This window comes from Candidatus Aminicenantes bacterium (assembly GCA_026393795.1).
Taxonomy (GTDB): Bacteria; Acidobacteriota; Aminicenantia; order UBA2199; family UBA2199; genus UBA2199.
On record JAPKZL010000177.1, the window covers coordinates 1 to 14,826 of the forward strand.

Annotated in this window: 11 protein-coding genes; all 11 read left to right on the top strand. The window is 48.3% G+C overall.

All coding sequences use genetic code 11. The features are described from left to right. On the top strand, positions 1 to 2,316 hold a 2,316-nt coding region (locus NTW95_08355), incomplete at its 5' end, for a helicase-related protein (GenBank protein MCX6557421.1). A gap of 16 nt (positions 2,317 to 2,332) precedes the next feature. Further along, positions 2,333 to 3,037, top strand: a complete 705-nt coding sequence (locus NTW95_08360; protein ID MCX6557422.1) for a DUF3883 domain-containing protein — start codon at positions 2,333 to 2,335, stop codon at positions 3,035 to 3,037. Further along, on the top strand, positions 3,034 to 4,572 hold the full coding sequence (locus NTW95_08365; protein ID MCX6557423.1) for a DUF4062 domain-containing protein: 1,539 nt from the start codon (positions 3,034 to 3,036) through the stop codon (positions 4,570 to 4,572). The genes NTW95_08360 and NTW95_08365 overlap by 4 nt, the downstream gene beginning before the upstream one ends. A 115-nt stretch (positions 4,573 to 4,687) precedes the next feature. Continuing rightward, positions 4,688 to 6,034 carry an ATP-binding protein gene (locus NTW95_08370; protein ID MCX6557424.1) on the top strand — a complete coding sequence of 449 codons (1,347 nt, stop codon included), beginning with the start codon at positions 4,688 to 4,690 and terminating at the stop codon, positions 6,032 to 6,034. Next, positions 6,031 to 9,009, top strand: coding sequence for a DUF1156 domain-containing protein (locus NTW95_08375; GenBank protein MCX6557425.1), 2,979 nt, complete (start codon positions 6,031 to 6,033; stop codon positions 9,007 to 9,009). The genes NTW95_08370 and NTW95_08375 overlap by 4 nt, the downstream gene beginning before the upstream one ends. Positions 9,010 to 9,023: 14 nt before the next feature. Continuing rightward, complete coding sequence (locus tag NTW95_08380; protein MCX6557426.1) at positions 9,024 to 9,428, top strand: TIR domain-containing protein; 405 nt, start codon at positions 9,024 to 9,026, stop codon at positions 9,426 to 9,428. Position 9,429: 1 nt separating this feature from the next. Further along, on the top strand, positions 9,430 to 9,936 hold the full coding sequence (locus NTW95_08385; GenBank protein MCX6557427.1) for a TIR domain-containing protein: 507 nt from the start codon (positions 9,430 to 9,432) through the stop codon (positions 9,934 to 9,936). After that, positions 9,933 to 10,583 (top strand): hypothetical protein, encoded by a 651-nt coding sequence (locus NTW95_08390; protein MCX6557428.1) that lies wholly within the window; start codon positions 9,933 to 9,935, stop codon positions 10,581 to 10,583. The genes NTW95_08385 and NTW95_08390 overlap by 4 nt, the downstream gene beginning before the upstream one ends. A gap of 10 nt (positions 10,584 to 10,593) precedes the next feature. Continuing rightward, positions 10,594 to 13,284, top strand: coding sequence for a DUF499 domain-containing protein (locus NTW95_08395; GenBank protein MCX6557429.1), 2,691 nt, complete (start codon positions 10,594 to 10,596; stop codon positions 13,282 to 13,284). 111 nt (positions 13,285 to 13,395) lie between these two features. Beyond that, the gene (locus NTW95_08400; GenBank protein ID MCX6557430.1) at positions 13,396 to 14,172 is read left to right on the top strand and encodes a SagB/ThcOx family dehydrogenase; all 777 of its coding nucleotides are present in this window, start codon (positions 13,396 to 13,398) and stop codon (positions 14,170 to 14,172) included. Positions 14,173 to 14,272: 100 nt separating this feature from the next. After that, positions 14,273 to 14,826 (top strand): hypothetical protein (locus tag NTW95_08405; protein MCX6557431.1); only part of this gene is annotated, 554 nt, incomplete at its 3' end.

Below are 14,826 nucleotides of genomic sequence, written 5' to 3' on the forward strand. Positions count from 1 at the left end.
CGTTTAGGCTTGCAGGCGTATTCATTGGGCATCGCCTGGGAATTCGATCCCTACTTCGGCCTTTCCATTTCCCGAGTCGATCCTCTGCCGCATCAATTGGAAGCGATCTACGATCATTTTTTGAAGACACCGGTTGTCCGCTTTCTCCTTGCCGATGATGCCGGGGCCGGAAAAACCATCATGGCCGGACTGCTCATCCGCGAACTTCAATTGCGCGGGCTTGCCGAAAAAATCCTTGTTGTCTGTCCGGCAAATCTCGCCTTCCAATGGCAACGGGAACTGAAGGAAAAATTCGCCGAAAAATTCCTGGTCATGAAGGGCGGCGATATTCGCGATCAGTTCGGGGTCAATCAATGGCTGGAACAGAAAAAGGTCATCACCTCGCTCGATCTGGCCAAGCGCACCGAAATATTCCCTGGCTTGAAACAGGTCCATTGGGATCTGATCATCGTCGATGAAGCCCACCGCATGTCGTGGTCGCCTCCCTCCCGAAAAACGGCCCGTTACGCCCTCGGAGAGCTTCTTCGCGATACTACGGACCATTATCTTTTAATGACCGCGACTCCCCATAAGGGCGATCCTGAAAATTTTTCCCTGTTTTTACAGTTGTTGGATCCTGATGCCTACGCGGATGTCCGCTCCATCCATGAAGCCATGGAACGCCGCCGGGCGCCATTTTATTTGCGCCGCACCAAGGAAGCGATGGTTTATTTCCCCGAACAGCAGCCGGATGGCACCTGGGCGGCAAAAAAGATTTTTACCAAGCGAATTACCAACACCGTCGATTTTAAGATCGATGGCGCGGAGTATGAGCTCTATAAAGACATTTCACTCATGGTCAAGAGACAGAGCGCCAAGGCGTCGGCTCAAGGCGACGATCCGCGGGCCAGGGCGGTTGGATTCCTGATGGCTCTCTATCAACGCCGGCTGGCCTCCAGCACCTATGCCATGAGGCACAGTCTGGAAAACCGCGTCCGCAGATTGGAAGAAGGTTTTAAGAAAGCCCAGGAATTATTGAACCATGCCCCGGCGGACATCCCCGATGCGGAAGAGCTCGAGGAAATGGAGGAAGACGATCGCGAACGGTTTGAAGCGATCATCGAAGCGATTTCCCTCTCCAATAACGAGGAGCAAATACGCGAAGAGATAGCCGAACTACGGCAATTTGTCGAGCGGGCAAAAACTATTGAGCTGTCGGATTGCGAAGCCAAACTTGCTGAACTCAAGACATTGCTGCAAAAGCAGGGTTTTTTCGATCATCCAAGTACGCGCTTACTCCTTTTTACCGAATTCAGGGATACACTTGATTATATTGTTGGAAAATTAAGGTCATGGGGATTCAAGGTTGGATTTATCCATGGCAGCATGAAACCGGGATCCCGTGATGATCCGGGAACGCGTATCCATACCGAGCAGCAGTTTTGGGATGGGGAGATCCAGATCCTTGTCGCTACCGAAGCTGCCGGCGAAGGGATCAATTTGCAATGCTGCAATATCCTTTTTAATTATGATATTCCCTGGAATCCGAATCGTTTGGAGCAGCGCATGGGGCGCATCCATCGTTATGGCCAGAAAAAAGACTGCCTGATATTCAATTTTGTGGCCACCAACACGATCGAGGGTCGAGTGTTGCAGCGACTGCTGGAAAAACTTCAGGAAATCCGCAATGCGTTGGATGATGATGCGGTTTTCAACGTGGTTGGCGAATTGCTTCCGGTTGCGCATATAGAGCGAATTCTTCGCGATTATTATTCGGGCAAGCTCGGTGACGCGGATCTTGAGGATCGTCTTCTTGAAAATGTAGATGAAGGACATTTCCGGGCGATTTGCCAGAACGCTCTGGAAGGGCTGGCTTCCAAGAAGCTCAATTTGGCCATGCTGCTCGAACGGCGTGCCCGGGCCCAGGAGCACCGGGTAGTTCCGGAGACCATATCGCGGTTTATTTGCGAAGCGGCGCAATATGTTCCGCTCAAACTAAAAATGGTGGAAAGTTTGTCTCACACATTTGAGCCGGCCCGGATTCCGGTCATTCTTCAGCGCTTTGACCGACAATCCGATTGGAAGCTGTCCGCCTTGGCATCCAAGTATCCGCGCTGTTCAACCGACCGCGATACCGCCGAGAAGAATTGTCTTGAATGGATCACTCCCGGGCATCCTCTCTTTGAGGCCCTGCGCAGATACGTTTGCGAAAAATCCAGCGCTGTTTTCGGCAAGGGCGCTTGCTACTATTCTTTGCAGCATGAACTCCCCGCTCGTGTCGATTTCTATCGGGCCCGGGTAGTGGATGGCCTTGGGCAAGTGGTTCACGAACCGTAACGAGCGTTTGGCCGAAGTGCAGCGCATCAGTGAGCATGTCGAGCTATCCTTGACCGAATTATTGCAAAAAGCGGATGAGGAAATCGGCCGGGCCAACGAGGAGATTGAAAAAGGAGTGGTTGGCGCCGACGGGCGCTTGGCGCAAGCGGAAAACAGGCATGCCGATCTTTTTTCACGGCGAGAGCGGCGCCGCCAGGAACTCAAACAGCAATGTGGGCTTACCCTGCAAGCCGTAGACCGGATTGCCAGCATCCTTGTACTGCCGCACCCCGAGCGTGGAGCTCCGGAAATTCAGCGGCTGCATCAAAATCTTGAAACTGAAGCAACCGCAATGAAGGTAGTGCTCGAACATGAAAAAGGCCAGGGCCGGCAGGTATTTGATGTTCATGAAAAGAATTTAGGCTATGACATCACCAGCCTTGATCTCAATTCCGGTGAATTAAGACTTATCGAGGTAAAAGGCCTTTCTGCGCCTGCGGGAACGATCCTCCTTACGCCCAACGAACGGCGCGTTGCCGAAGACCGCCGCGATTGCTTTTGGCTTTACATCGTTACAAATTGTTCCGAACAACCCACTCTCTTGGAACCGGTTCGTGATCCGGCCAGGTTCCCCTGGCAGGAAGTTATAAAAATTCAACATTATTGGCTCGATATTAATGTGATGTCAAAACAGATAGCGAAACAAGATGATCAATTACAAATCATCAAGAAAGTTCAATGAGAAAAAAGTGGAAGATTGACAGTAAGTGCATTTTTGTAAGTAGTGTGCAGAAAGAATTATCATTAGAACGCCGAGCAATAAAAGATTTTGTGGAAGGAAATGCGTTGCTAAGACGTTATTTTGAAGTTTTTCTCTTCGAAGATCTTCCTGTTCAAGATCGAAACCCTGATGATGTGTATTTAGAAGAGGTAGAGCAAAGTGATGTATATTTGGGGCTATTCGGGAATGAATATGGTTTGGAAAATTCCAATGGCAAATCTCCAACTGAACGAGAGTTCGATCATGCGACATTGAAAGGAAAGCAGCGGCTGATTTTTATTAAAGGGACTGATGATCAATTGAGGCATCCCAAGATGCTTCAATTAATAAAAAAAGCTGGCTCACAACTCATCCGTCATAAAATTATCGGTATTCCCGATCTTACAGCGGAGATTTTTTCTGCCCTTGTTTTGTATATGGAAAACTGCGGAGATCTTCGCAAATTACCATTCGATGCAGCGGCTTGCCCTCGGGCAACTTTTAGTATTTTCCCTCTTGGAAATATTAAATGGTTTTTGGAAACAGCAAAGCGCGAACGTAATTATGGGTTATCAGTAAAAAGTGATCAAGAGAAAACGTTAGCCCATCTCAATCTTTTAGATAACAATCGACCTTCAAATGCTGCTGTCCTTCTTTTTAGTGAAAACCCACAGCGGTTTTTCCCAACATCGGAAATTAAGTGCATGCACTTTCATGGTACCGAGATTCAGAATCCTATTCATTCTTACCAGATATTTAAGGGCACTACTTTTGATTTAGTGGATCAAGCAGTTGATTTTGTAATGTCTAAGATTGCAAGAAGGGTTGGTACTCGAGAGCAAAGTCCCCAGGCACCTGTAGAATATGAGCTGCCAAAAAGAGCAGTTACCGAAGCTATAGTAAATGCTGTAGCCCACCGTAATTATCAAAGTAATGAGAGTGTGCAGGTTATGCTGTTTGTTGACAGATTGGAAGTTTCTAATCCTGGAGAACTCCCTCCCACGCTTACCCCTGAAAGTTTACGGAAACCGCATGCTTCTATTCCACGAAATCCCTTAATTGCCGATCCTTTGTTCCTTACTGGGTATATTGATAAAGCTGGGACTGGTACGTTGGATATGATTGAACGATGCCGAGAAGCCGGCATCCCAGAGCCTGATTTCGAGCAGCGAGCCGGTCAATTTGTTGTCACCATCTGGCGGGACTGGCTGACAGCAGATGTCATTGCGTCATTGAGCATCAATGATCGTCAGAAGCAAGTTTTGACCCACCTCAAGACTGCAAGTCGCATCGGGAATACAGAATATCAATCACTTTTAGGAATAGCAAAACGCACTGCGCACCGTGACCTAGTTGACCTAACTAAAAAAGGAATTCTTGAGAAGATTGGCATTACTGGGAAGGGGACAGTTTATATATTGTCTAAAGGGGCCATAAAGGGGCCAAAGGGGCCATTGGTTTCCTTCAAGCGGAAAGGGGTCACAAAGGGGCCAAAGGGGTCTAATGGTAATAAATAAGGTGATTGAATGTATTACAAATTAGCGAATGTATTTTTAGATGTATTTCAATGCGTGAAGAAGCTAGAGTTACTACTGAAAAAGAAATCTATTGAAAAAAACATAGAGTGTTAGAATGATATTTAATAACAAACCAACTTCTGAATTCCAACCGCAAGATATAGAAGATCTGATTTCATCGCAAATTCAAGAAAATCAATTCCTCGATTTCAAGGCAATCCCTTATAAACATGATGATGATGGAACTTATGAGTTGATTAAGGATTTTTGCGGTCTTGCAAATGCGATGGGGGGATATGTTTTTATTGGAATTGCAGAAGATGGTGAACGCAGAGCCGCAAATATTAATGAGGTGCCAAATCCAGAAGCCGAAAGAAAATCAATTATTGATCGATGTCTAGAAAGAATTGAACCAAGATTACCTCGTATTGATATCAGCTGTATTCAAGTTAGGGGGAAGACGATCTTAGTATGTCATATTGAAGAATCCCATTTAAAACCACATTTGGGGAGACCCAAGAAAGAGCAACATTTTTTTTGGAGAAGATATGAAGATGTGAATAAATTGATGAGTTATTCTGACATTCAAGAAGAATTTCAACGAGATCTAATCTTTTCTCGGATCAATGAAATCAAGCGGCATATTGAGAGTCAAGACAAGCAAAGTTTGATAATTAAAGAAAAAAAAGAATTATTGGAAGATGGAAGAATATTTGAGATTCAAACAGAGGAAATATGGAATGAGTATACGGATAAAAATTTTTTAGATGCAATTGGAACTAATCCATTTTATCGATTAACTTCTACTTTCCTGCCAGTTAATGGAGTCCAGCTAATTAATGCTAAACATGAGATAGAAAGTTTAATGCAATCAGCTCCACAACTTCGTCAGAATGGCTGGGATGTCTCTATGACCGATATTTTAATAAAGAATTCAAATGGCATATTCAGAGAAAATATTGAATATAAACATTTAAGAATATTTTGGAATGGACAATGTGAATTTTGGGTGAAAATTGACGATTCTTTTTTTAGAATTTATAGTGGAACAGGAAATGGCCACAAGAATCCTTTTCTTTATCCATATGCACTGATTGAGCCAATTGCAAATTTTATTGAATTGATTCGCCGATTAATTCAAATTTCTAAAAATAATGGCACCATTGAAAACGTGTGTTTTAAGCTCTATCTACAAAATATTAAGGGCTATTTTTTAGCTCCTTATGCCCCCAACATAATGGGGTATAGTGATGCAATTTATGATGCGGGCCATAAATATGGGCCGCAACCTTTTGGCAGAGAGCGCTTAATCATCGAAAAAAAAATTTCAATTGAGGATTTTCCGAGTAATTTATTGTGGGAATTAGTAGCTAAACTTTATCATAACTTCGGATATTCAGATGATCAAATACCATTCTTTGATGAAAGCCATATATTAAGATTATCTGGAATGAAATCATGATCCCCAAAGAATGTAAGCGATTAGCAGAAGTCGATTTTCCTATAAAAGTTGTATCCACATTCTCTGGAAGCGATAAATATCAGAGATTTAAGCCAACGACAACACTCCACCCTTGGTGGGCACAAAGGCCATTGTCTGCATGTCGGTCTATTCTTGCCGCATTATTACTACCTGACCCCTGCGATCAGGCTTGCCCAGAGACTTTCAAGAATATTGCGCGAAAAATACTGCCACGAATTGTGGGAAAGATTGGAAAGAATGATCGTGATCTTCGGCAAGCAATGCTAGACTTTGTTGGTACACTCGCCAATACAAATTCTGCTGTTTTTGCAACACATATTCAAGTTTTTCTCGAATTAATCTCAGCATCTTATAAAAAAAAAGTTCTTGTTGCCGATCCTTTTGCTGGGGCAGGTTCGATTCCCTTTGAAGCCCTTAGGCTTGGATGCGATTCCTTTGCAAGTGACCTTAACCCAGTTTCAGTATTAATCCTTAAGACTATCTTAGAGGAAGTTCCTAGAGACACTGACATTGGAAACGCTCTTCAAAAAGCAGGAGCAAAACTGAAGGCCATTGCAGAACCGCAATTAGCAGATCTTTATCCGAAAGATTTAGATGGACGACAACCAGTGGCCTTTCTATGGGCACGTAGTGTCCGATGTGAATCTCCAAATTGTGGTGCAGAAATCCCTTTGATTCGATCATTCTGGCTATGTAAAAAAATTAAAAAATGTCGAGCCTTAAGGTTTTCAGTCTCTAAGTCGATTGCCGGAAGCCCAGCTTTGATTGCACTTGAAGTATTTATTCCTCAGAAAGACTCGGATGTCCCTAAAGCTAATATTACCCGCGCAAAAGCGAAATGTCTGTCTTGTGATACGGTGCTCTCCCCAGATAGAGTTAGAGCACAACTTCGTTCACAGAAGGGCGGATGTGAAGCAATCTTCGACAAAACGGGGGATAGAGTTGGAGGTGCTAGAATAATAGCGGTTATAACTGTTCAACCCGGATCGATAATCCGGGAATATCGGAATGCGGTCCCATCTGATTATAAAGCTGTTAAACGAGCTATAGATTTATCGAATTCATTGGCAAAAGAATGTGCTTCATTGGGATTGAGTTGGATACCAGAAGAACCAATTGAGCGCGTGCCAGTGCCATTTGGAGTGATAAATGTTTGGTTATATGGTGTTTTGTGTTGGGCAGATCTTTATACTTCGAGACAGCGCGCAACAATAGCAATCCTTTTAAAAACGCTACGGGATATCAAAGGTCTGACACCTACTCTGCGCAAGCTACTGGCTTTCACGATTAATAAGTTTGCCCGTCATTGTAATGCGAATGCGCGATGGAACAATGTCGTTGAAAGCGTAGAGCCTGCTTTTGGGACTCCCTCACTTCCATTCACGTGGACATTCCCAGAATCGATTGTTTGGGGCCCTTGGGCTGAGAACTATGATGGCTCACTCAATTCAATCCTTGAAAGCCTGAAGAAAGGGTTCAATGGAGTTACTAAATCTGCTAGTGTAGAGATGGCTGATGCAAAAGAATCTCCACTTCCTGATGAAAGTGCTGATGTTTGGTTTACAGATCCCCCGTACTATGACAACATTCCCTATTCATATATATCGGATTTTTTTTATGTCTGGTTGCGCCGTACCCTTGGAGATGAGTTTCCATCAGTTTTCCAAACAACACTGACACCAAAAAAAGAAGAGCTTGTAGCATATCTTGCTTCGGATGGTAATGCGAAGGCAGCTCGAGAACGTTTTGAGAAGGGTTTGACAACGGCAGCACGAGAAGGTCGACGGATATTAAAAGACTCTGGAATAGGTTGCGTAGTATTTGCACATAAAACTACAGAAGGATGGGAAGCTCTGTTAACGGGAATCATCGGCTCGGGTTGGAAAATTACCGCATCCTGGCCGGTTTCCACAGAACGGGCTGGTCGCATTAGGGCTCGGGACTCAGCCGCTTTAGGTGCAAGCATACACTTGATATGCCGCCCACGGCCCGAGGATGCAGATGTAGGCGACTGGGCAGGAGTACTGCATGAACTACCAAAGCGTGTTGGTGACTGGATGGAACGGCTTCAAGGTGAGGGAGTCCGTGGAGCAGATTTGGTGTTCTCTTGCATTGGCCCTGCATTAGAAATCTTTAGCCGCTACCGAAAAGTAGAAACTGCTGAAGGCAAAGAAGTTGCTTTAGCCGAATTTCTGGAGAAAGTTTGGGAAGTTGTTGGCCGGTCAGCACTAGAACAGGTGTTAGGAACAACTGAGGCTCACGCTCGAAATGGCATGGCGGACGTGTTGGAAGAAGATGCTCGTCTCACTGCTCTTTTCCTCTGGACACTCCAAGCCAGTAATGGGAAAGATATTTCCTCTGGGAAACCAGATGAGGAATCAGTGGAGGAGTTAGGTGATGAGGAAGACGAAGAAGCCGCTCCTAAAGGGAATACCCTAGGCTTCAGTTTGATTTTTGACGTAGTCCGTCGTTTCGCACAACCCCTTGGCATCGAACTCCCTAAGTGGGAAAATCGGATAATTGAGACAAAGAAAGGAACGGTGCGGCTTATGGCTGTCTCTGAACGTGCAAAGCAGCTCTTTGGCGAGGATGGAGCTAAAGTTGCTACAGACTGGATTTATCAAGATCCTACAATGCCTGTCCAACTTCGGCTATTCCCTGAATTGGAGCGAGCGCATACTCCAAAGATTCTTAGTCAGAAAAGAGGAAAAATAAATTTCGATATGTCTGCAGAATCTGCGTCAAAAGTAGGGGCAACAACTTTAGATCGTGTCCATGCATCGATGCTGCTTCAGGCGGGCGGGCAGGCAAATGCACTTCGGATGCTTATCAAAGCCGAGCAGGATCGTGGTTCTGATTTCTTGCGCTTGGCGAATGCTTTGTCGGCACTTTATCCGAAAGGAAGCGAAGAAAAAAGACTTCTAGATGCGATGCTACTGGCTGTACCAAGGTAAAGGAGATTGCCATAATGAAGCGTATCTTTTTAAGTTTTCTGCATGATGACATCTGGGAGGTCAACCAGTTCCGAGCCATGATCGGGAATGAGTATGTGGGTGCAATGGCATATGACGAGTCACTCAAGGATCCGGTAAAATCCCTAAGCGTTGGCTATATCCAGTCGAAGCTTTCCGACATGATTAACCGCGCCAGTATGGCCATTCTGCTCGTCTCCGACAACTCTTGGAAGGATCCCAATGGTTGGTTGGAATGGGAGATGACAAAGGCCTGGGATATGGGCAAGAAAATCGGCGCAATGAAATTCAAGAACGCCGCGTATGCCAGCGATCCCGTATTCCTGTCCAAGTTCAAGATTTTGGCTGCCCAGTGGAATATTGACACTATCCGAAACTGGATGGCTGATGAGGAGGCGTGATATGTACTATGGGACTAAAAGAAAAGTGTTTATAAGTTATCATCATAGCGGCGACCAACATTGGTTCAATGAATTTACCAAACTATTTGCGGAGCGCTACGAGATTTTCTATGACAACTCTCTGGATGGTCGAATTCGTAGTGACGACGCGGAGTACGTCAACCGGACCATCCGCGAGGAACATATCGTTGGAAGCTCAATTACTATAGTTCTATGTGGTGCGGAAACGTGGAAAAGAAAGTACGTTGATTGGGAAATTCATTCCACGCTTCACCACAAACATGCCCTCCTGGCTATCGCCCTGCCGACCGCCACACAGGAGCAGGGGAAAATCATCGTCCCCGCCCGACTGCACGATAATATCCAGAGCGGTTATGCCCACTGGCTCGGCAGTTGGGTTACCGATCCCCAAGCGTTGCAGACCGCGATTGAATCCGCAATTCAGAAGAGCGGGGACAAGACCAGAATATACAACGAACGGGAGAAAATGGGGAGGAACCTCTCATGACGTGGAAAGACCTCCTTCAAGTGAAGGTCAGCGACAATTTTGGACTGACTATAAATGCTGGACCGGTGTTCCTGGTACTTCTCCTAGTCGGGATCGTAACATTGCTTATCTATATCCAGCGCAGGAGTACGAAGTGTAAGGGCTGGTCAGTTGTGGATGCAGAAGTCCAGTTTGGCGGTATCGGTAAAGTCAAGATTAGGCCAAGCCACGAGGACGTGCAAGTTGCCCACAAAGCGTGGGTGGAACTGGTGACGCGGAAGGCGGGGCTTCCTTTTGACGAGGATCACGATGTCATTGTTGAGGTTTACGACTCTTGGTACGCCCTATTTCAGGAGATGCGTAGTCTGGCGAAGGAGATTCCGGCCGAGAAACTACGCAATAGCAAAGACACTCAGGAGTTGATCCGTCTCCTTATCGACGCGCTCAATCTTGGCTTGCGCCCCCATCTGACGAAGTGGCAGGCCAAGTTCCGGCATTGGTATGAGAAAGCCATCAAGGAGAACGGCGGCAAGAGTCCGCAGGAGATCCAAAAAGAATACTCGCACTACCGTGAACTTGTGGATGACCTGAAAATAGTCAACAAGCAAATTGTGGATTACGCCGTCGTGATTAAGCAGATTGCTCAAGGATGCAAAGAAAAAACTTAGGGAGTCTGAAATGGAACCATGGTATAAGATCGCCACACCGCGTAAGGAAGTTCGTGAGGGTCGTTCATTCAATCCGGATGAATTTGCCATCCATTTGGAGCAAGTGTTGGCAAAAACTGCCCCGAAGGATTATTGCGAACCCAAGCATTTCTTCTCCCGGACCTGTTTTACTAAAGCACTTATTGAGCATTCAGGTATGGTTCTGCGCCGGCTCTCCGGGGAGACTACGAATACCGCCCCCGTGATGACGCTAATCACCCAGTTTGGCGGCGGCAAAACCCATACGCTCACGGCCCTTTATCATCTCGTTACAAATGCGGAAAAAGCAAAAGAATATTCCGGGGTTGAGGACTTGATCTCGGCCGCCGGCATTAAATCCGTACCGTCCGCGAAAGTGGCTGCTTTTGTCGGCAATGGAACCACAGCCAAAACCATACCGCCGGGTACAGAGGCCATAGCCCGTGTTTTCAAGGCGGCCAACGGACCAGTGCTCCTGCTTTTTGATGAAGTGCTGAATTTCATGAACCGCCATCGCGGCATGGCTGATCAGTTTTATGCTTTCATACAGAATCTAACCGTGGCTACAACCGGTACCACCCAAAGCGCGGCGGTTATCAGCCTGCCCCGTAGCCAGGTCGAAATGACCGACTGGGACATGCAGTGGCAGGACAAAATCACCAAAGTCGTCCGCAGAGTGGCCAAGGACCTTATTGCAAATGATGAAGCTGAGATTAGCGAGGTAGTTCGCCGTCGCTTGTTTGAGGATATCGGCAGCGAGCGTATTCGCAAAAACGTCTCCAAGATATATGCTGACTGGTGTTTTGAACGGCGTGCCCAACTTCCGGCCGAATGGACGGCCGTTGACAGTGCAGCGACCGAAGCTAAGGCGAGGGAGTTCCTTCAGAAGCGTTTCGAAGCCTGCTATCCTTTCCATCCGGCAACGCTTTCGGTGTTCCAGCGCAAATGGCAGGCCCTTGCGCAATACCAGCAGACACGCGGCACGCTGGCCATGCTGGCCCAATGGATTTCCTGGGCCTATCGCACGGGATTTACCGAGGCTCGACGGGAGCCGCTGATTACTCTTGGTTCCGCTCCGCTGGAAGTGTCCGAGTTTCGCGGTGTGGTGCTTGGGCAGTTGGGGGAATCTCGGCTTGTGGCTGCCATTGACGCCGACATATCTGGAGCCCATTCGCATGCCCGTGCCTTGGATGCCGATACCAAAGGGGCTCTGAAAGATATCCATCGCCGTGTGGGAACGACAATTCTCTTTGAATCATCGGGAGGGCAAACAGACAAGATGGCGCACTTGCCGGAGTTGCGTTTCGCTCTTGGCGAACCGGAAGTGGATACGACATCGGTCGACAATGCCGTATTTGCCCTGGAAGACAAATCATATTTCATTCGCCGCATCGGCTCGGACGGTTTCAGGATCGGTCATCAACCGACCATGAAGAAAGTGGTCAATGATCGGCGGGCTTCCCTTGATGAGGAGACTGAGGTCAAACCTGCCATGCGTTCGATCATCCAAAAGGAATTCGAGCGTGGAGCAAGTATCCCTATTGTTCTGTTTCCCGCGGATGGAACGGATATCCAGGATAGTCCAAGGCTTACTCTTGTAGTTGCTGATCCGGATAATGAATGGTCGAGCGGCGGTCCTTTACGGCAAAAAATCGCGGAATGGACCAGACAGAGAGGCAAATCGCCGCGCCTTTACCCTGGATCGCTTGTCTGGTGTTTAAAAAAACCGGGCCGGGAGTTTCGCGACAAGGTCGAACTCTGGCTGGCCTGGAAGCGTGTGGCCAAAGAAATTGTCGATGGAACGCTGGGTGGTGATTTTGAGCGCTCCGATCGCGCCGAGATCCATTCGAAGGTGACCGAAGCCGAGACCGCGGTTAAAGAAGAAGTATGGGGCGTATATCGCTTTGTAGTGCTTGCCGATAATCAGGAAAAGGACAAGTTGAAGGCGATCGATCTTGGCGCCGGGCACTCCAGCAGTGCTGAAACTTTATGCGGCCGGGTGATTACCGCTTTAAAATCCCAAGCACTGCTTAACGAGACTGTCGGGGTCGGCTACATCGAGCGCAAATGGCCGCCGGCATTAAAAGAATCAGGCGCCTGGCCATTGGCAGGCTTGAGGCAGAGCTTTTTAAACGGTTCTTTAGAACGATTAATTGATCCGGACACTACCTTGCGTATTAAGATCGTCGAGTTTGTTGCCAAAGGAGACTTCGGACTTGCCTCCGGGCAAAAGTCAAATGGAACTTATGAACGCATATTGTTTTCCGAATCAATAGACCCGGCGGAAATCACCTTCGAATCCGGTGTTTTCCTTTTATTGAAAGCCAAAGCGAAAGAACTCAAATCTACTCCGGAAATCGTACCGCTGGCTGGTTCTGATTCAAGTCCTGTTCCACCCACAAGTATTCTCACTCCTCCAGATAAAACTATTGCAGTGGAACCGCCACCAGGATCAAAAACAAGGACGTTTCACATTGTAGGAGACGTCCCTCCTGAAATTTGGAATCGATTGGGAACAAAAGTGTTGCCCAAGCTTCGGAATGGCTCCGATTTAAAGATTGGCATTGAATTTTCCGTGACAATAGACTCGAAATTAGCCCAAGGTTTTGAAAGTGATCTAAGGCAGATTCTCGAAGATCTTGCTTTGTCGGGGCGTGTTGAAATAAAAGTTTGGCCAAATTGACTTTCAAAGAGTCGTAGGTATTCGGTTGCAGACACGTTGGCCTGTATGGCTATGCCTATTAAGCAGGTTAAGATATATAATTGATATCTGAAATAAGATCTGGAGGTTGAAATGATCAAAACGAGAGAAAAAACAAGGTCCATTGCCGCGGCCGTCACCCTGGCGCTTATTCTGTCCCTCGCCGGTGTTCTGGTCGCCGCCGAACTGCAGGCCATCAAGCTGAACCCGCCCGATTTGAAGCGTGGGCTGCCGTTCATGCAGGCGCTGGCGGTCAGGGCCTCGGTCCGCGAATTCGCCGAGAAGGACCTGAGCCTGCAGGACCTTTCCGACCTGCTGTGGGCCGCCGACGGCATGAGCCGCCCGGCCGAGAACAAGAGCACCGCCCCCTCGGCGATGAATGCCCATGACATCCGCATCTATGTCTTCACCAAGGAAGGCGCATATCTTTACGATTCCCCCAAACATGAGTTGCTTCCAGTGCTGGCCGGCGACTTCCGTTCCCAGCTGATGATGGCGCGGCCGCCGCGGCCGGCCACTTCCCCCGCTCCGGCCACTTCCGCCCCGGCTGGAGTGACCCCGACAGCCCCGCAAGCAGCCGCAGCTCCTGTCCCGCCGCCTCCACCTCCGCCCACGCCGTCCATTCCCCCCGTCCAGATCGTGCTGGTCTCCGATGGCGATCGCTTCACGCGCGGCTACCCCGAGCGGAAATTCGAATGGGGCGCCCTCGACGCCGGCATCGTTTCGCAGAACATCTCGCTGTTCTGCGCCGCCACCGGCCTGAAGACCGTCCCACGCGCCCTGATAGACAAGGCCCGGATCAAGGAGCTGCTCAAGCTCGCCGACACCCAGAACGTCTTCCTCAACCACCCCGTCGGCTACGCGAAGTAGTGGATTGAACCAAACGCCCGCAATGGGCGTACCAGTGTCTTGCGCAAAACAGCGGGATGATTATAATGAATAAATGGAATGATTTACGTGGAGGCGGCAGATGAAGAAAAAAGGATATCGTTCATTGGAGCTGGATAAAAAACTGGAGCGTCGCGACTTCCTCAAAATCGGCGGCAGCTCATTGCTCGGCGCCGGACTGCTGCTGGGCAGGCCGCCTTTGTTCGGGCAGGAAACGACCAAACCTGAACCTCCGGCCAAGCCCAAGACTAACATCGACGAAGCACTGGCCGTGCCGCGCACGAAGAACTCCCTCCCGGGCCTTTTCCCGGGCAAGGTCGTCGCCGTCGCCGACCCGCGGGCCATGAATGAGGAGCGAGTGGACGGCAAGGTGGTGGCCGGGATGTTCGAAAAGGGGATCCGCGCCCTGACCGGCAAGTCGCTGGTCAAGAGCTTCAAACATTTTTTTGACAACAAGGACATCATCGGCATCAAGGTCAACCCGGTCGGCGCCGGACTTATCGCCACGCACCTGGAGGTGGTGGACGCCGTGATCGACTGGCTGAAGCGGGGCGGCATTCCGGCCAAAAACATCGTCATCTGGGACCGTTTCGATTACATGCTGGCCGACGCCGGTTTCACCCCGGCGCGCTACCC

Coding starts and splice junctions, on each gene's coding strand:
- NTW95_08365 (MCX6557423.1), top strand. CDS start 3,034: ATGAGAAAAAAGTGGAAGATTGACAGTAAGTGCATTTTTGTAAGTAGT.
- NTW95_08370 (MCX6557424.1), top strand. CDS start 4,688: ATGATATTTAATAACAAACCAACTTCTGAATTCCAACCGCAAGATATA.
- NTW95_08375 (MCX6557425.1), top strand. CDS start 6,031: ATGATCCCCAAAGAATGTAAGCGATTAGCAGAAGTCGATTTTCCTATA.
- NTW95_08380 (MCX6557426.1), top strand. CDS start 9,024: ATGAAGCGTATCTTTTTAAGTTTTCTGCATGATGACATCTGGGAGGTC.
- NTW95_08385 (MCX6557427.1), top strand. CDS start 9,430: ATGTACTATGGGACTAAAAGAAAAGTGTTTATAAGTTATCATCATAGC.
- NTW95_08390 (MCX6557428.1), top strand. CDS start 9,933: ATGACGTGGAAAGACCTCCTTCAAGTGAAGGTCAGCGACAATTTTGGA.
- NTW95_08395 (MCX6557429.1), top strand. CDS start 10,594: ATGGAACCATGGTATAAGATCGCCACACCGCGTAAGGAAGTTCGTGAG.
- NTW95_08400 (MCX6557430.1), top strand. CDS start 13,396: ATGATCAAAACGAGAGAAAAAACAAGGTCCATTGCCGCGGCCGTCACC.